Below are 16,778 nucleotides of genomic sequence, written 5' to 3'. Positions count from 1 at the left end.
TTTAATGATAAATAGAGAAATAAAAATTAATATACTTACATTAGCATTAATCTCTTTTTTATTTATTATATATCAAGTTATCACAGTTCATATTCTATATGACCATTTAAAAAATGATTATATTACTATTTGGAGTGAAATTACCGGAAAACTAATTACACAAAACCCAGAAAATGAATACGAAATAATACAAGCACTTACAAATGATACAGCGAATAAAAAAGATTATTCCAGTGATGGAGAAATGCTATTAAATCAATATGGTCTATCTGCTGAATTGGATTCAAGACTTTTTCCTTATTTAAATAAACATATATCCCAAAACAATATATACATGTTCCTTGGAGCAATAGGGTTCAGTTTAATCCTAATTTTTCTAAATTACTTACAATATAAATCTTTTTTCTTAAAAATTAGAAATGTAACAGCTGCAGCGAATAAAATTATTGAAGGTGATTACACCATTGATATAAAGGAAAATAGAGAAGGAGATCTAGCAAAACTCGCTAATTCTTTTCATAAACTGAAAAATATTATTAGAAAAAGTATGCATAATTTATTGGAAGAGAAACAATTTTTAATTCAAACTTTACAAGATATTTCTCATCAACTAAAAACACCACTCTCAACACTAACAGTGAACAACGATATCTTATTACAAGGTAAATTAAATGAACAGCAATATCATTTTTTACACAATAATGAAGTTCAAATTTCAAGAATCAGCTTTTTAATACATAATTTATTAAAAGTTTCAAAAATAGATGCTAGGGCAATACTATTTGAAAAAGAAAATTCTGATATTATTGATACAATTTATGAGGTCATTGCTAGTTTGCACAGTAAATTAAATAAAAAAAATATGAACATACATTTAAAAACCAATGAAAAAATATCACTTTTCCATGACAGTATTTGGATGCAAGAAGCTTTATTAAATATTTTAAAGAATTCCATTGAACATTCAAATGATAATAGTTCTATTTATATTGAAGTCACAAACTCTCCTATTCATACTGAAATTATAATTCAAGATTTTGGTGAAGGTATTGCATCAGAAGATTTGCCATATATATTCGATAGATTTTACAAAGCAAAAAATTCTAAAAAAGAAGGATCTATTGGAATTGGCTTAGCACTAGCAAAATCAATTATCGAAGCTCATCACGGATTTATTAAAGTAGAAAGCCAAAAACATTCATTTACAAAATTTACAATTACTTTTATGAAGTATTAATAGTCATTAAATTTTTTAACATCCACACTTTTAAGTATAATTTTCAAAAATTAATTAGCGTTGAAAAAAGAAGAATGACTGTGGAGAGATAAGTTTTTCGTTTTTAGGGTATTATAGGAACTTATCTTGATGGTCATGGGGTCTTGTCACATATCCATCAACTTAAGGATGTGTGACAAGACCCCTAACACTATAAAATTAATTACTATTTTCACGTCTTTCTATAAATGTGATTTGTAGCATACATCTGCCACAATTTAAACCATAACTTTACCCGGAACGTTAAATATAAATAACTATAAATAGACATTGAAAAATAAAGCCTACATCTCCAATTACTAAGTAATTGGAGATGTAGGCTCTTTTATTTTTTTCCCTGGTCCAACTTGAAAATTAAGAAATTCTCCACTGTGCAGATCATATTCTAATTGTATTTTGGTTCCAGCTGTTTGGGCACACCCTCCTGAGCCTAGATATACATTCTCTAAAGCATTTGGCACTTGAAATACGGTGGCATCTAGGATACGGACTCGTTGAAAATAAGAGAAAAGGTGGTTAGAAATTTGTGTTTGTTCACATATCTTTTGTTCTAACAGTAAAAAAAATATGTTTTAAAAACAAAACTGCTTTAGCATTTAAACGTATATTTAAGCCCTCAGGGCTAAGTAAAGTGCCTGTCGCTGCATGAAGCCTACTACATAATCGAACCAAGGAATCACTGCCACCCGTTGACTAATCCAAATGCAAATAGCAGCTAAGTCTGATCCAGAAAACTTACGTTTTCGCTTTATAAACCCTATTTCTCTTGCAAGTTCTTCTAAGAATACAGGTTTAACATATCGTTGTAATTCTTCTGCAAATGGTAATAATTCATCTTGAATCGAGAGATTCATAAGAAAACATCATCCTTACTAATTTAGCTTGTTTAGAAAAGATAACGTTTTTTAATATTTGAGGGTATTAAAATCTCCTGAGTTGCTGGTTATATATGGTGACCCCATAGCCAAAGAAATAAGAAGATATTTAGAAGTGCATCAAATTTTGAGGAAGTGCTTGTGAACCGTATCATAAATAAATAAGGTTTTATATGTTCTATTTTTAAATAATACCCAAGAAGGAGTGGGTTGCAGTTATAGTAATACTCTATTTTTTGTATTTTTATAATAGATAATTTTTTTAAAAAAACAGAATTATCTTGACAATTATTGAATGGATTGATAAGGTTATAAAAAAATATTTCTTATCCAGAGAGGTGGAGGGACTGGCCTTATGAAACCTCAGCAACAGGTCTGCTTAAGTAGACACTGTGCTAATTCCAGCGGGTGATAATCCTGATAGATGAGAGCTTCCGTTTTTATTTGTCAGTAGCGCCCTCTTTTTTAGAGTGCGTTTTTGTTTTTTCTGGATAGTAACTAAAGGAGAGTAGAAATGGAGAACAAAAATGGACAAGAATTTCAAAGGAAAATGCAAGCACGTCATTTAGTCATGCTATCACTTGGTGGGGTGATTGGAACGGGCTTATTCTTAAGCTCGGGTTACACTATTCAACAAGCTGGCCCGTTTGGAACAATTCTATCCTATCTGATTGGTGCGCTAGTGGTTTATCTAGTTATGCTATGTTTAGGAGAGCTATCCGTACATATGCCTGAAACGGGCGCATTTCATAGTTATGCAGTTAAATACATTGGACCAGGTACAGGGTATACAGTAGCCTGGTTGTATTGGCTAACTTGGACTGTTGCTTTAGGTTCTGAATTTACAGCCGCAGGATTACTTATGAAGCGATGGTTTCCATCGGTTAATGTTTGGGTATGGAGTGCTCTTTTTGCCATTTTGATCTTTGTATTAAATGTCCTGACTGTTAAATTTTTCGCCGAATCCGAATTTTGGTTTTCATCGATAAAGGTTATAGCTATTGTGATTTTTATTGTTTTAGGAGTAGCGGCAATGCTAGGTTTTCTTCCGATGACTCATTCAAAAGCAGCACCATTCTTTTCTAATTTTACAAGTGGAGGTTTATTTCCTCATGGTGCTACCGCCATTATAATGACCATGCTTGCGGTTAATTTTGCTTTTTCGGGAACAGAATTAATAGGCATTGCAGCTGGAGAAACAGCGAACCCGGAAAAAATGATACCGAAGGCCATTCGAATTACTCTGTGGAGATTGATCATCTTTTTTGTAGGAACGATTGTTGTTTTATCTGCGTTATTGCCTATTTCCGATGCAGGGGTATTAGAGAGCCCTTTTGTTGCAGTTCTAGAACGAATTGGGGTGCCATATTCAGCTGACATAATGAATTTCGTTATCTTAACAGCCATTTTATCTGCAGCAAACTCAGGCCTTTATGCCTCTTCTAGAATGCTTTGGTCGCTTGCTAATAAGAATACGATATCCCCGATTTTTGGAAAAATGACAAAGCAAGGTGTTCCAATCAACGCCGTCATTTTCAGCATGGTGGGTGGAGCTTTGGCTTTGCTCTCAAGTATTGTGGCACCAGATACTGTCTATATCGTACTTGTTTCCATTTCTGGTCTAGCAGTAGTTGTAGTTTGGATGAGTATTAGTGCTTCCCAGTTCCTATTTCGCAGACAATTTTTGAAAGAAGGAAATTCTGAAAAGGACTTGATTTATCGCACACCACTATATCCATTAGTACCAATTGCTTCTTTTATCCTTTGTCTGGCATCGTGTATTGGAATTGCATTCGATCCAACACAGAGAATTGCCTTATATTGCGGCATACCGTTTATTTTGTTTTGCTATGGAAGTTATTATCTAACAAAAAATCTAAAAAAGAGGGACGTAAATTATGTCGAACAAAATCAACCCAATTGATGCTATTTTATCCCAACATTCCATTATGCTTCTTGACGGAGCATTAGCTACAGAATTGGAGGCGCATGGATGTAATTTGGACGATCCCCTTTGGTCGGCACGTGTGTTACTAGAAAATCCGGAACTAATTTATCAGGTTCATTCGGACTATTTTCGTGCTGGAGCGGACTGTGCCATAACAGCAAGCTATCAAGCTACTATTAGTGGTTTTTCCGCGCGTGGAATACAAGAACAGGAAGCTTTGGAATTAATTAAGAAAACGGTGTTACTTGCAAGAAGGGCAAGAGATGATTTTTGGAAGGAAAATACGCAAACGAATAGGCCTAAACCATTGGTTGTTGCATCAGTTGGGCCGTACGGGGCTTACCTTGCAGATGGTTCAGAGTATGTAGGCAACTATGGTGTGACAGATAAAACATTAGCAGACTTTCACCGTTCGAGAATGTCAGCGTTAATCGAAGCAGGTGCAGATCTATTGGCATTTGAAACAATCCCTTCCCTGCAAGAAGCAAGAGTATTAGATAGATTATTGCGTGAGTTTCCAGAAACATATGCGTGGCTTTCCTTTTCGGTAAAAAATGAGAAAGAGATTAGTGAAGGTATGAAACTCGTGGAGTGTGCACGAGCTTTTGAGAAAAGTGAACAAATTGTAGCGATAGGCATCAATTGTGCGCCAGTAACCGTTGTGACTGGTGCAATCCAAGCGTTGAGGGAAAACACCAAAAAACCGATTATTATTTATCCAAACTCTGGTGAAACTTATAATCCAGAAACAAAAACATGGCATGGTCATGAACAATGTAACGCGTTGGATATTCAATCTGAAAAATGGTACCAAGCAGGTGCACGTTTAATAGGTGGATGCTGCAAAACGACCCCTTATCACATTGAGGAGATATCGAACAAGTGGCGTTCTTCCAAGTTTTTCTATTCGAACGAAGCAAAATAGTAATGTAATGGATGATAATCTATCTTTGTGTGTATTTTCATGATTTGGCTTGTTCAGGAATCTACAGTTACGTCTAGTGGTACAAAATGTCTTTTCAGAGACACAAATATGGATGGTAGCCTCGGGAATCCAGTGGACTTTTGGGTACCTTAGGTATGGAAAGGAATCAGGGAAAATAAAAACCGCTAGTTTAATAGATATGGTAGACAACATGCTAAATCTTTTAATGAAGATATAATTGATCCAATTGAAGGTGAAGGGGACCATTTATTCGTAATTAAAGTTAACGAAGAGGTTAATTTAGTTATTCAAAAAATAGTTCAATAACTATATGAAAATTTGTTGTAGTAGTAAATGTGGTCATATTGTTGTAAAAAAGGATAGATGTAAACAGGTATACTCCCCTGTTCATCTATCCTTTCCTTTTTACCTTATAAAATGTGTGATATTATATTCAATCGTATAAATATAGGATTTCATTACTATTGCCTTGACTTTTAATAAAACGAAAGGGTTTATTTGGTATGCGTATTATTAAAAGTATGCTTCTATTTTAGGAATGCTTTACTCCATAAAATGAAAGTACACTTTGTTTCCATTCTTAAGTTGATGGGTATGGGGTGTCGCCACATTGCTATTTCCTCCAACTCGCAACATGTTTGCGGTATCCTTGCTCAAATCATAATAAATATCATATATCTAGCAGCTTAACTCTTTTAATATAATACTTAAAAATGGATATGCTTAATTGCATATCCACTATCAAGATAGTATACACTTCCCTTATACATACTTTCTTCCTATTTATATACTTACCTTCGCTTCTCCAACATCCTGTTTTTTAATTAAATCTAAGTAAAAATGTGTGACAGTTGTGTTGTAATAAGGAGAAATGAAAATAAATAATAGATTAAATGTAAACATTCCGATAAATGCGGCTAATAAAAACCAACCAATAAATGATAACCAAAGAACAAATAACTTTAGCTTTTGTCCTTTCATTATTCTTTTACTTTCTCTCAATGCTTCACTTGCTGTATAATCAGGATTCTCTACTAATATGTAATACGACATGGAATAAGAAAAATATTTAATAATACCTGGAACAATTAATAAGAGACTCCATAAAAAAAGAAAAATAGCTTGCAACAGGCCCAATTTTATTGATCTAAACAAATTTCTTTTTTTAAATCCTAGAAATACATCGTCCACTTTAGCGTCTTCATTTTTCCCTAAATGTAAGGTGAAAGCAGAATATCCATAGTTAAAGATACCTTGTATGGAACTGTAAATTAAGAAACAAATAAGTCCTAAAAATATATAACTTAGAATAATTAAAACTAGTGCAGTAGGGTCTACTTGGGGTTGCCCACTAATTGAATAAACAAAAATTACATCCAAACCAATTACCCCAATAAACAGGCCAACTATTAAATACATGAATGTCGCGATTGCTGATGCACTAAGAGTAGGTACAAAATAGTTTAACGCTGATACTCCTATACCTCCCCCCCATTTACCATCTAACGAATTAAGAGCTGCTTTCTTTAAATTTCTTGTCATACTTGTATTCCCTCCTTTTTTCTTATTTTCCTATACTGAAAAAATAAAAGAACTTGTAGCAGGCCCCGCTACAAGTTCTTTTAGCCAAATACTTTAGCTCATCAAATAAATATTTATTCTGCACAATCGGGGGTAATGCCTAAAATATGGTTTGTTAACATCATTATATAACATAATTATGAATTTTTGTTAAAAATTCTATATATTTAGACAAATAATCCTCCACTTTTTTACTTATTTTTTCATGTAGTTTTATCTATTGAAAATACGTAAAAAAACATCTGGACTAATTGGAACAAAAGTTTATTTAACGAACATGAAAAGACCACCTACAAAATTTCATAGGTGATCTTTTTTGTGATTTTGCACTTGTGCACTACTTTAAAAATATATCATAAATTTATCTAGTCTCCTAAACATTTGAATCTATAACTAGGTCGAAACACCATATTTAAGACAAACGTCCATTAGAACTTTTTAATAAAGATTTATTCTGTAAAAAAGTTTCAAGCTTACTAAAATCTGTAGAAGAAAATAATAAATTCATGTTCAACTCGTTTCTCTCCCTCATGGGGGAGACAATGTTGTGAATCTTTATATAACTGAAACATATTCCACGGTACTGCATCGGAAACCTTAAATTTACTTAGTAGTTTTGGACAAAGACCTTTAGTTGCTCCATCCTGAACAGGAAAAGCGAAGTTTATATAAAGTACGGCTGTTGCTGCAGAGTAGTTATCCACTTTAGTTGAGAAGTAGCTTACGCCATCAAAAAATCCATCATATCTTATAAACTGCAATAATAGTTGTGGGATAATATATTCTGGTTTGAATGTGTCATTCGTATTTTTACACGTACAGAACATGCTGCCATTAAAGGCCAAATAATTAGATAAGAAATTACTTCATTTGGTTCATTTAATCTATCCGCCAAAACGTTTTTTCATAATTGTACCGATATCGTAGAATTTCTTAATTATCTTATCTATAAAAACAACAGGTGGTGTAGATAAATCCATATAACTTATATCATCTGATTTAAATACTGAAGTCTGAACCGTATTTAAGTCAGGTTTATTAAGTTCTTACCAGCTGGTTAAAGGTGAGCTTCCTAAATAGATACATAGTAACCCATGAATACTGTATCAATTTGTGCTGACTATTCCCCGAAGTTCTAACGGAATATGAAATATTTCTTCACCTGTAAATACATGATCGGTACCGACTCAAATTTTATAGAGGAATTCATTGTCAAAGTTTTGAAGTGTTTTTATATCATTGAAATGATTTGGTATAGACACGTTATTTATTAAAACTTTATGAAATTCTTTAAAAGCCTTTGACGGATAACCTTTATAATATTCTTTTAAAGAATTAATAATCCCATTACACAAATCCTTTACAAGCTCCAAATCCTTTTTGGTAATCACTGTTTCTAATGTTGTACTACAAATGCTCTCTACCCCTGAGATATAAGTAATAAAACAATCTTCAAGATACTCTATAAAGTCATCATTCTCCCTAGTAAGGGGTAACTTTCCCGCCTTCTTATATAATTCAATAATAGGCAGCACTTCTAAAACCCAGTTTCTTAAACGGGTAATTTTTTTAGCGTCTTTCGAGAAATCAGATATTGAGAATTCACTGGCTTACTTTTCATTATAAGGATATAATTTAAATTTCTTAGGTTCATCTATTTTTTGTAATTTTTCATAAAAATTTAATGCAATATTGACTTCCTCTTTACTAACATTGGTGTCTTCTTTGATATGAGTTAGTTTACTGCTTTCTCTATTAAATCTGTTCTTAATTTTAAAATAGTAATCACATCACTTTTTAAACGAAAATATTTAATTAAGGTTTTACACTTTCTCAATATTACAGTATCAAATTTCTTATATAATTAAATTATTCTCTTTATTTATTTTATGTATCTGTTCCTTTTGAACCCTACTATTATAGGGTTCCTTTTTTTATAATCATATATTTATTAATTAATTTATCAATTTCCTGACTTAAATGGAGGACTTTCGTATGACTAAAACCATGTTTATTTACCAGTTCTACTAATTGTAACTTTTTATTTTCTATTAGGTCATTTAACTTCGCCACTAACATAAACTTTTTTCTTTCACACTCCTCCTAAGCAAAATAAAAAGAGCTGCTCCCAGCGCTTGTATAATAAAAATCTTTATTATTTCGATGTAAAATTTTCCATATTTTATTATAAATGAATATACATAAAACCAACAACAATAAATTTAGTGTATTTAGAAATAAAAAAGCAACAATAATTCATTACTGCTACAACTTCTTTATAAATCCATTATTTATAAAAACATATTCTTTTGGTTCATCAGCTTCACCATATCAAGCTTCCAGCTTTTTAATATGTTCTGCTACTTCTTTTAATATCAAATTCATAAATAATAAAATAGGGTTCACATTATATTCTGTATCTCTTTGACACTCCCACGGCTAAAGCCGCAAGTCCTAAACCTTACGGTGTAACGGATGGGATTCTTGAATGACTAAGCATTCGCAGTCCATTTCTGTTTTGAACAGCCTTCAAGATGAGGGTGTGCCATCACCCCTCCTAAGACAGACCATATAGGTTCTTAGGCTGATTGACTATTACCACCAACCACAGTTGCGTAGCGAATATTCATCGCCCCAACGATATCACGATGTTTCTCAAATCCACATTGGCACTTGTATTTTCTGTCTTGCGCCTTGTTCTTTTCAGAACATTTCGGACATGTTTGACTTGTATAAGAAGGGTTCACATATTCGATCTTTATGCCAACTAATGTCGCTTTGTACTCGATGAATTGTGCTAAACGATGGAATGACCAAGTGTGTAGATTTTTTCCGTTTTTACGGCTTGTTCGTGCCGTCTGTCTAATGTTCGTTAGTTGCTCTAATCGAATGACAGAAATATTATTATCCGTTGCAAAATCAACGATTACACGACTTACTTTGTGGTCTTGGTCTTGCATCCATAGGATCAGCAAGTGTTGAAGATGTGGAAACTCTTCTCTCAAACGTTTTGATGTCACTCCTTTAATTTTTGCCATTGTATCAGCAGGACTAAGTGTTGGTGTATTTAAGAACAATTGAACATGGTCTTTGTCGAATTCCATCGCAACTATAGAAACATCCAATTCTCCGCATATTTCTTGAACCAACATTTTGGATACTTAGAGTGCCACCAACTTTGCGGTTTTTAGTAGCACTCCTTATCCAACCTCACTTTCATCCCATGCCGCTTTCTCGTTCAGGAAGGGCTGCAATTCTTTAGATTAGCTATAAATGACCATTCATTACCTTTCAAATTTGTATAGTAGTCATTCTCTTCTTCCCAGCTTCCTGTATTTATTAATTCCACCAATTCTTATATTCATCCTTTATAATTACTTTACCTCGAAAGGCTGTATACATTTCAAAAGACAAATTTATCACCTTCTTAAATTCATTATGAATTTAATTAACATATATACTTAACTACACAATAGATGGTTTTAGAAATCGTACTACGTTTCCCTTTTCACTAAATTCACTCACATTGTTACAATTTTTGGCGGTAAGATCTACTATATAACTCTCTGAAATTTTAAAAGTTCTCTCCTCATTAAACATTGTCAAAGGAACTGATACTCCAACATTATTATCTAGATGACTTAATACCATTACAGGTATAGTTTCTCCTTTTAATAAATCAACATATGAGGTCTTAACTTTATAATAATGGCCTTCTAAAAAATGCATTTTTCCGTTTATTAAATCCACTGCAACTCCATTATTACAGTACGCTAAGCTTTGATTTGAAAAATGGATGTCATCCGATACTTTAATAAATTTCATCGTTTTATTATCAAATATATAGTAACCCTCTCTTACTACAAAGAGATTATGCGGATTGATAAACTCTAGCAAATAATGTGTGATTTCAAAGCTAGTATCCCCCTCAATCATTTCTCTGTATTCTACATAAAGTTTCTCTAATTTTTTAAATGTACTTAGTTTGATCCCCTGATTTGGTCTTGATGCAAGTGTTAAGTCATCTAATACCCATTTAGCCACGTATGTTGACGTTGGAATCATTTACAATATACCCCCTTCAAAATTCTATATATGAACATATTAACTATTTAAATTTAATAAATTGGCCTCTACTTAAAGTATAGGCAGAATCTATTTAATAACTAAGATAATTCTTTAACTTTTTCATATTTACTTCTTATAAATTATATTTATCAAACTCTAAAACGAATTCTTTATAATCAATTTACATTTTCAGAAATTTGAGATATTATTTATTATATACACCTTTTTTATTTTTTAAATCAATCTCAATACACATAAGCCCTTCGGGTTACTTGAAAGAAGAATGTAATGCTAAATGCATTGGTTCTTACTATCCAGTGTCCTTGAAGGGCTTTTTGTATTGTCTAGAAAGGAGAGAATGAATGAGTTTTAAGGTTTCCTTTTTTCTATGCAAAATAAAAAAGCAGCGGTTACGCTACTTAAAGTTTTTCTTATCACCAAATAAAATGATATATATATTCTCCCGTTATACTTTCATTAATTCCAGCAATCCTAGCGAATCTCATTAAGTCCATTCCCTGAAGAAAATACATTTGGAGCGTAACTGGTACCTGTGACCACATGAATTGATAAAACTCATTCACCCTCTGATTCGTTGAAACAATTAAATCATTTACAGGTCCATGATTCCATGCAGAGGTTTGAACTGAAGTAAACGGAAGGTCTTTCCCATTAACTGCTATTCTTGCCACACTTTGAGTTATGTCCACAATAATCCCCTCCGTCATTACAAAAATCCGACCTATTTCTATACTCATATTCTCGATTATAATTAAGTGGTTACGGCAAACACCTATTTTCTTTTCTACTCAAAATAATTTATTTTATAAAATAAAAAAGCAGCGGATTCGCTACTTTAAATTTTTTTCTCTTGCCTTCTTCATTTTCAAAGCGCCTTCATGAGAATACTCCAATTGATCTATTAATTTAATCAATTCATTAATAGGTTAATCTATCAATTCTATCAAATCCATTAATTCAACTATTACATATTATCGTTTCATTCATATACTATAGTAGATTGCTAGAAAGGAGGCGTAACCATGGATAGTTGCGTTGTGTTTGTAAATGGACAACCTTTTTTAGTTCTTTCAGTAGCTGGTATTGAAATTGCTAGATTGGAGATTTCTCTTCAAGTAGCATTAGCTCTAAGAGTGCTTGGAATACCAATCTGCGATTAATTACCTTATCAAAAGAAAAAGAGGGCACTAGCTCTCTTTTTTTATTTCCCCCTTATCTTTCCTTAACAACAAAAAAGACACCGCCCAAATCACGGCAGCGCCTACGATAATCGCTATTGATTTAATCAAACTTATTTATCCTCACATTATTGATTTCTTTGCTTCCATACACCATTCTTTTTACGATAAGTATTCTTGCCATCCATGAAGTCAGCTATCTTACCAGGAATGCTGTATTTCTTATTCTTTTTCTTAGCCTTCTTCTTCAGCTTTTTCTCTTCTTGAATAGCTTGCAAATCCGCCTTCGATTATTTCAACAAATCCTTTTCACGCCGCATCGAATTTGTACCCCTTGGATTAAAATGTGAACCAACTAATTAGATTCTACCTATTTATATAGATATCCTTTAATCCAAATATCCGTTTTATTCACATTTTCGTTTAACCTTTACCAATTTGTGGTTATCCTTCTAAATAGACCAACAATATATTAAAATTCCTTATATACCCTTAGGAGGTCTATCATGTTCAACTTTCGTACAATACTACTCATCTTAGGATTCTTTTTGTTTTTATATGGATTCATTGCTCTAGCGTTATTCTTTACAGTGTAATGGAAATTAAACAAATGTGCCCATCTTGTTCAATAAAGAAGAGCATCCACGTCAGTAGATGCTAAAATATGCGAAGGGAAATTCCCCAATGAGCATTGAATAGGATATAAGCCGTTCGCTTATCCTACACTACACTATATGATTTCTATATTAAAATGGTTCATCATAAAAAAGACACCTTATACAAGTCTTTTATGAACACAGGGGTAAAACTAAAACGCAACAAATACCTAGGGTTGTATCATATCATTTCTATGTCTCCCTAATATTTAATGTGTAATTTCTATATACCAAAGAAAAAAGCCGTGGTGGAAGCTTAATGTATACTAATACTAATATTGAATAACTTCATTGATAAACTTTCTAGAACAATAAATATACTAGCTGAAACTGATCTATATCCTATATTGTTTCCTGTAACATTAATAGTAATCTCCGCCAAATGGGTTGGTACATCACCTTTTTCAAAAATTTTTTCTTCAACCTTTTCAACTATTGCTACATTATCCACTTCTTTAAAAGTTTTCAGCAATTTTGTTTCTAATAAAGTAAAATCAAAATTTTCATCTTTAACCACATCAAATTTAATCTTCATTTTTCTTTCCCCATTTTTAACTAGTTAATATGTTAATATGTTAATATCGATATAATTATATATATTTTTATTAAATAATTCAAAAAATATGTTTTATAAATTCGACCATATTTAACCTAACTTAATAGAGAGAAATAAAAACAAAAGAAGAAGTACCTCTTCTCGTTTATACTCCGTAGAGCTGACTCAATACTTAGGCTAATTAATATCATTTTCGCCTTAGCTGGCCAATATTGTTTGATAACGTGATTATCTCCAAGACGTATATGTTTCTTCCGGCGCCTTGTTTGAACCAATACACTAAGGGGACGGAAGGGCAATGTTTCCGCTGTATTGGCTCAAATAAAGAGTGGAACTCTTTGCCTTCGTTTTGGTCATTAATAAGAATTGTGAGTAATTACTAATGTACGAGATCACGTATACTGTTTTAGATTTTTAGAATGCAAGTGTCACTCAATCATAAGCAACCACCCCCACTCCATTTTCAAGAACCGACATATTAGAGAGTAATAGACTTATATTTATTATCAGCGTTCCGAGCTAATTGATAAATACAAATTAGAAACAGTATGACGAATGCGAGTTATATCACACCCGCCACACTGGAATATGTCATGATTAATCATTTAAGGGAATCTTACCACCCTTACGGCGAGATTCTTTCCCCCCATACCCGCCCTGCCGCGGTATACGTTAAGGAGTACTAACCCTCTTCGATATGCGGTTTTCAAAGAGCTTGTACATATAATTTATAATTTTTGTCATTTTATTTAGTCCCCCCAAAAGTTAGCATTTTGACCGCGTTTTGTTCGCTATTTTTAGATGATTCCAAGTGCTGTAGCAATCAATTTAACCGCACTTTGCTTCTTCTCATAGAAATAGGTCTTCTTGAGTAGTAGATCATTATAAACATCTGAATCTTTTACTCTCTCGTTTGTCAGGAACTTACGCTCAACGATTTTACGCTCATCCTCATCTAATAAATTATTAAGTGCCTTCTCTACCTGCTGCACCTTCCATTTACTCGTATTCCTTGAATCACGTAACTCAGGGAATAAACTGATTCCTTCCTGCTCCACATCATTACTGAATCGCATCTTAAGTGCTCTGTATTCTTTTAAAATGCTTACTACTTCCTTTTGCACTTTCTTATCATCAATAGCAGGTAATAAAGTTAATTGTCTCTCCATGAAGGAATCCCCCTATTTCGAATTTTGGTTTTTATATTCACATCAGGTACGTGAAATTTTACTATCTCTTTGTTGAATAAGGGAAACATGCATAGCGAGTAGCCCCCACCATCCACTCTGCATGGTTCCGTTATTCATTAAGCCTTTAATAATTTACGTTTCTTGTTGGCCATCTTCTCTTTCGCTGCTTCAATGTTATTTGCTACCTTTTTATGATCCTTATCAAATTGAATCATTCCATCAAACATAACTGGAGCTACTGCTTCATCTACATATTGTAAGTAATCCACTGGCGCTCGTTCTGTCTGTTCTACTAAGTACCCATAAATATCAAAGTCTGCTCTTGGTATCGACTTCTTACCTTTTGGCTGTTGTGACATCCTCACGTAAGATTGAATCACTAATAGAGGTACTACGAACACTGACTTGTCCTTGCTAAATTCAATAAGGAAGAAACAAATTGCTCCCATCTGCTCCGCTTTCTCCAGGTAATCTAATTGGTGCTGCGCAATGTTCTTTAAATCAAATCTTCCAGGATTCTCTGTAGATTTCGCTTCAAATGCTATAGCTCGTCCTTTATACACGCCGTCATAGTCTACTATACTTTTAGATTCATAGAATCCATTTAATACTCGTCCACCTGCACTTTTTAACACCTTCACAGGAGTCGGGCGCTTGTTTATAAGCGCCACTCCTTCTCTTTGATACATTTCATTCGATAGATTAATAAGCTTTTCAAAAGCCATTCCGCGATTACCTTGTCCCATTGTTATTCCTCACTTTCTATATAATACTTATCAATTATTTTGTAGTATTCCAAAGAGTTTTCCTTCACTCCATTAAAAACGCTATCATCTATTTCGATTTCTTCCTCAATAACGCTCTTTACATAACCTGTACTAACTGAAAACATAAATTTAGCCATTTGTAATCTCCCTTTCAATTACAATAGCGTTTTTATTTAATTATCGGTCTCACTTCTTCATGTGCTTATAGTCGACATGAAATGTTGCATATTTCGACATCTTTCTACACAAATAGTCAAATATGGTGTATTATATAGCGGAAGAGTAAGGTAAGAGTTACTCTTTGTCATTTTAGGAAAGGTCCTGTTGGAGACAACGGGGCCTTTTCTCGTAAAAGGATTATTTTGTTTAAATTCTCATAACACACTTTTTAAATCCCTCAACATTGGAAATAGCTATATAATAAAAAAGATTAAATGTTAGGAGTATTATAAATGTCTGATTTAATTAAACTTTGTATTGTAATAGCCGTTGCCTTATTTTTAATGTTTTCCATAATATCAGAGTTTAGGAAACCTCAAAAAGATATGTTTTGGTTCTCAATTGACGTAATGTTTCTCCTTGCAGCTTTTTTACTAATAAAAGACTATATCGTCAAACATTTAACCTAATCGCCTGAATAAAACTCAATATTCCGTCAATAATATAGATAGGCGATAGCCAGAACTCATTTAATGAAGTCCCTAGCCTTTCTCCTTTCCCCCTTGGAGAACCAGCCGAGCAGTTAGTTTTTGCTAGCTGCTCTTTTATTTATGAAAAAAAGATAAAACTCTTTATAGTGATTCTTCTTTATTTCTCAATATAAAGAGCCTTGGATTTTCGTTAACAATCTTGTAGTATATAAACAAAGAGTAAGGTAAGAGTTACTCTTTGCCATTTTAGGAAAGGTCCTGTTGGAGACAACGGGGCCTTTTTTCATATAGAGATAGTTTTGTTTAATTTTTCACCATTAACCACAAAAACATCTTATAATTGTTATATATTAAATTAATCAATGTATTAGGAGTAGATCAAATGCCAGTTACACTAGAACTTATTCTTTTCATTCTTCTAGCAATTTGTGCTGTTGGATATCTAGTAAAAGAATTTCAAAAAACGAGGAAAAGAACAATTGGAATTTCCCTAGAATTCTTGGTTCTTTTCTGGTCAATATGGAGAATATCGACTATCATAATCTGATTTATAAACCATGAAATCCTTCGAATATAAATCAATATTATGTCCATAATGTTAATAGGCTGTATGCCAAAATCCATTTAATTTTCTCTGTATCTCCTTGTATTGAGCAGTTAGCTTTTGCTAGCTGCTCTTTTATTTGCACATAACATTAAACATCGAATAAATTATGTTTGAAAGTGCTCTGTTTTATTAAAAGGCGATTCGACGACGATCGTCTTTTTTATTTCTACAAAATGAAATTTTTATTAAATTGCTTATACTTTATTTCTCAACCACAACGTATGGAATTATAATGAAATGAATGGTAATATATAGGCATCTCAATTACGTTAGAGCTTGTTTCCTTGCAAGCTCTTTTTTTATTTAAATAGCGTTTTTTTCAAAATGATGCCCTTTCTAATTTGGACACATTTACCAGTATTTTTACCAAAAAATTCATGATATGGTTATTTAGTCGAGTACGTCATTACTTGACGATTACCCTTAGAAGCCCCGCAGACAATCGGGGTTTCTTTTATT

At 32.8% G+C, this 16,778-nt stretch carries 14 protein-coding genes, 4 pseudogenes and 1 riboswitch; of the genes and pseudogenes, 5 read left to right on the top strand and 13 right to left on the bottom strand.

From position 1 onward, the window contains the following. Positions 1-4: 4 nt before the first annotated feature. A complete protein-coding gene (locus tag ILT06_RS21040) occupies positions 5-1,237 on the top strand; it encodes a HAMP domain-containing sensor histidine kinase (protein ID WP_222655500.1) in 1,233 nt (410 codons plus the stop codon). 371 nt (positions 1,238-1,608) lie between these two features. On the opposite strand, the pseudogene ILT06_RS21035 reads toward ILT06_RS21040, so the two are convergent. Continuing rightward, positions 1,609-2,130, bottom strand: a pseudogene (locus tag ILT06_RS21035) (IS4 family transposase); the annotation flags it as partial. Between the two features lie 344 nt (positions 2,131-2,474). Then, a riboswitch (SAM riboswitch) is annotated at positions 2,475-2,582 on the top strand. A gap of 83 nt (positions 2,583-2,665) precedes the next feature. On the opposite strand from ILT06_RS21035, the gene mmuP reads away from it, so the two are divergent. Both mmuP and mmuM read left to right on the top strand, forming a co-directional pair. Next, positions 2,666-4,075, top strand: a complete 1,410-nt coding sequence (gene mmuP, locus ILT06_RS21030) for an S-methylmethionine permease (protein WP_088047588.1) — start codon at positions 2,666-2,668, stop codon at positions 4,073-4,075. Further along, a complete protein-coding gene (gene mmuM / locus ILT06_RS21025; protein ID WP_222655499.1) occupies positions 4,050-5,024 on the top strand; it encodes a homocysteine S-methyltransferase in 975 nt (324 codons plus the stop codon). Before mmuP ends, mmuM begins: the two co-directional genes overlap by 26 nt. An 804-nt stretch (positions 5,025-5,828) precedes the next feature. On the opposite strand, the gene ILT06_RS21020 is transcribed toward mmuM, so the two are convergent. The 7 genes and pseudogenes from ILT06_RS21020 to ILT06_RS20990 form a co-directional block, all read right to left on the bottom strand. Then, complete coding sequence (locus ILT06_RS21020; RefSeq protein WP_222655498.1) at positions 5,829-6,587, bottom strand: DUF975 family protein; 759 nt, start codon at positions 6,585-6,587, stop codon at positions 5,829-5,831. Positions 6,588-7,038: 451 nt separating this feature from the next. Beyond that, a pseudogene (locus ILT06_RS32930) lies at positions 7,039-8,463 on the bottom strand (hypothetical protein). 80 nt (positions 8,464-8,543) lie between these two features. Continuing rightward, positions 8,544-8,705, bottom strand: coding sequence for an aspartyl-phosphate phosphatase Spo0E family protein (locus ILT06_RS21010; RefSeq protein ID WP_025118349.1), 162 nt, complete (start codon positions 8,703-8,705; stop codon positions 8,544-8,546). Positions 8,706-9,205: 500 nt separating this feature from the next. Continuing rightward, a pseudogene (locus ILT06_RS21005) lies at positions 9,206-9,589 on the bottom strand (RNA-guided endonuclease TnpB family protein); the annotation flags it as partial. After that, a pseudogene (locus ILT06_RS21000) lies at positions 9,587-9,781 on the bottom strand (transposase); the annotation flags it as partial. The pseudogenes ILT06_RS21005 and ILT06_RS21000, both read right to left, overlap by 3 nt. Before the next feature lie 310 nt (positions 9,782-10,091). Then, a complete protein-coding gene (locus tag ILT06_RS20995; RefSeq protein ID WP_098102969.1) occupies positions 10,092-10,691 on the bottom strand; it encodes a hypothetical protein in 600 nt (199 codons plus the stop codon). A 437-nt stretch (positions 10,692-11,128) separates the two neighbouring features. Next, positions 11,129-11,452, bottom strand: coding sequence for a hypothetical protein (locus tag ILT06_RS20990; protein ID WP_142315071.1), 324 nt, complete (start codon positions 11,450-11,452; stop codon positions 11,129-11,131). A gap of 285 nt (positions 11,453-11,737) precedes the next feature. Here ILT06_RS20990 and ILT06_RS20985 point away from each other — a divergent pair, with 285 nt between their 5' ends. Then, positions 11,738-11,875, top strand: coding sequence for a DUF3956 domain-containing protein (locus ILT06_RS20985; RefSeq protein ID WP_000376554.1), 138 nt, complete (start codon positions 11,738-11,740; stop codon positions 11,873-11,875). A gap of 146 nt (positions 11,876-12,021) precedes the next feature. On the opposite strand, the gene ILT06_RS20980 is transcribed toward ILT06_RS20985, so the two are convergent. The 5 genes from ILT06_RS20980 to ILT06_RS20960 form a co-directional block, all read right to left on the bottom strand. Next, complete coding sequence (locus tag ILT06_RS20980) at positions 12,022-12,171, bottom strand: hypothetical protein (protein ID WP_261784534.1); 150 nt, start codon at positions 12,169-12,171, stop codon at positions 12,022-12,024. 634 nt (positions 12,172-12,805) lie between these two features. Beyond that, a complete protein-coding gene (locus ILT06_RS20975) occupies positions 12,806-13,084 on the bottom strand; it encodes a hypothetical protein (RefSeq protein WP_098102970.1) in 279 nt (92 codons plus the stop codon). An 818-nt stretch (positions 13,085-13,902) separates the two neighbouring features. After that, the gene (locus ILT06_RS20970) at positions 13,903-14,274 is read right to left on the bottom strand and encodes an ArpU family phage packaging/lysis transcriptional regulator (protein WP_222655497.1); all 372 of its coding nucleotides are present in this window, start codon (positions 14,272-14,274) and stop codon (positions 13,903-13,905) included. A 137-nt stretch (positions 14,275-14,411) separates the two neighbouring features. Beyond that, a complete protein-coding gene (locus tag ILT06_RS20965) occupies positions 14,412-15,041 on the bottom strand; it encodes a Holliday junction resolvase RecU (protein WP_222655496.1) in 630 nt (209 codons plus the stop codon). A gap of 2 nt (positions 15,042-15,043) precedes the next feature. Then, entirely contained in the window at positions 15,044-15,199 is a 156-nt protein-coding gene (locus tag ILT06_RS20960; RefSeq protein ID WP_179866092.1) for a DUF7167 family protein, read from the bottom strand. Positions 15,200-15,514: 315 nt separating this feature from the next. Here ILT06_RS20960 and ILT06_RS20955 point away from each other — a divergent pair, with 315 nt between their 5' ends. Then, entirely contained in the window at positions 15,515-15,691 is a 177-nt protein-coding gene (locus ILT06_RS20955) for a hypothetical protein (RefSeq protein WP_179866093.1), read from the top strand. Positions 15,692-16,778 lie beyond the last annotated feature (1,087 nt).

Source organism: Bacillus sp. 17RED48, assembly GCF_019837545.1.
Lineage (GTDB): Bacteria > Bacillota > Bacilli > Bacillales > Bacillaceae_G > Bacillus_A > Bacillus_A wiedmannii.
The sequence above is the reverse complement of the archived record's forward strand: the minus strand, read 5'-3'. Positions and strand labels throughout refer to the sequence as shown.

Bases quoted from the DNA above. Each gene is read 5' to 3' on its own strand.
- ILT06_RS20960 (WP_179866092.1), bottom strand. From the start codon at position 15,199: ATGGCTAAATTTATGTTTTCAGTTAGTACAGGTTATGTAAAGAGCGTT.
- ILT06_RS21020 (WP_222655498.1), bottom strand. From the start codon at position 6,587: ATGACAAGAAATTTAAAGAAAGCAGCTCTTAATTCGTTAGATGGTAAA.
- ILT06_RS20955 (WP_179866093.1), top strand. From the start codon at position 15,515: ATGTCTGATTTAATTAAACTTTGTATTGTAATAGCCGTTGCCTTATTT.
- ILT06_RS20985 (WP_000376554.1), top strand. From the start codon at position 11,738: ATGGATAGTTGCGTTGTGTTTGTAAATGGACAACCTTTTTTAGTTCTT.
- ILT06_RS20995 (WP_098102969.1), bottom strand. From the start codon at position 10,691: ATGATTCCAACGTCAACATACGTGGCTAAATGGGTATTAGATGACTTA.
- ILT06_RS20965 (WP_222655496.1), bottom strand. From the start codon at position 15,041: ATGGGACAAGGTAATCGCGGAATGGCTTTTGAAAAGCTTATTAATCTA.
- mmuM (WP_222655499.1), top strand. From the start codon at position 4,050: ATGTCGAACAAAATCAACCCAATTGATGCTATTTTATCCCAACATTCC.
- ILT06_RS20970 (WP_222655497.1), bottom strand. From the start codon at position 14,274: ATGGAGAGACAATTAACTTTATTACCTGCTATTGATGATAAGAAAGTG.
- ILT06_RS21010 (WP_025118349.1), bottom strand. From the start codon at position 8,705: ATGTTAGTGGCGAAGTTAAATGACCTAATAGAAAATAAAAAGTTACAA.
- ILT06_RS21040 (WP_222655500.1), top strand. From the start codon at position 5: ATGATAAATAGAGAAATAAAAATTAATATACTTACATTAGCATTAATC.
- mmuP (WP_088047588.1), top strand. From the start codon at position 2,666: ATGGAGAACAAAAATGGACAAGAATTTCAAAGGAAAATGCAAGCACGT.
- ILT06_RS20975 (WP_098102970.1), bottom strand. From the start codon at position 13,084: ATGAAGATTAAATTTGATGTGGTTAAAGATGAAAATTTTGATTTTACT.
- ILT06_RS20990 (WP_142315071.1), bottom strand. From the start codon at position 11,452: ATGAGTATAGAAATAGGTCGGATTTTTGTAATGACGGAGGGGATTATT.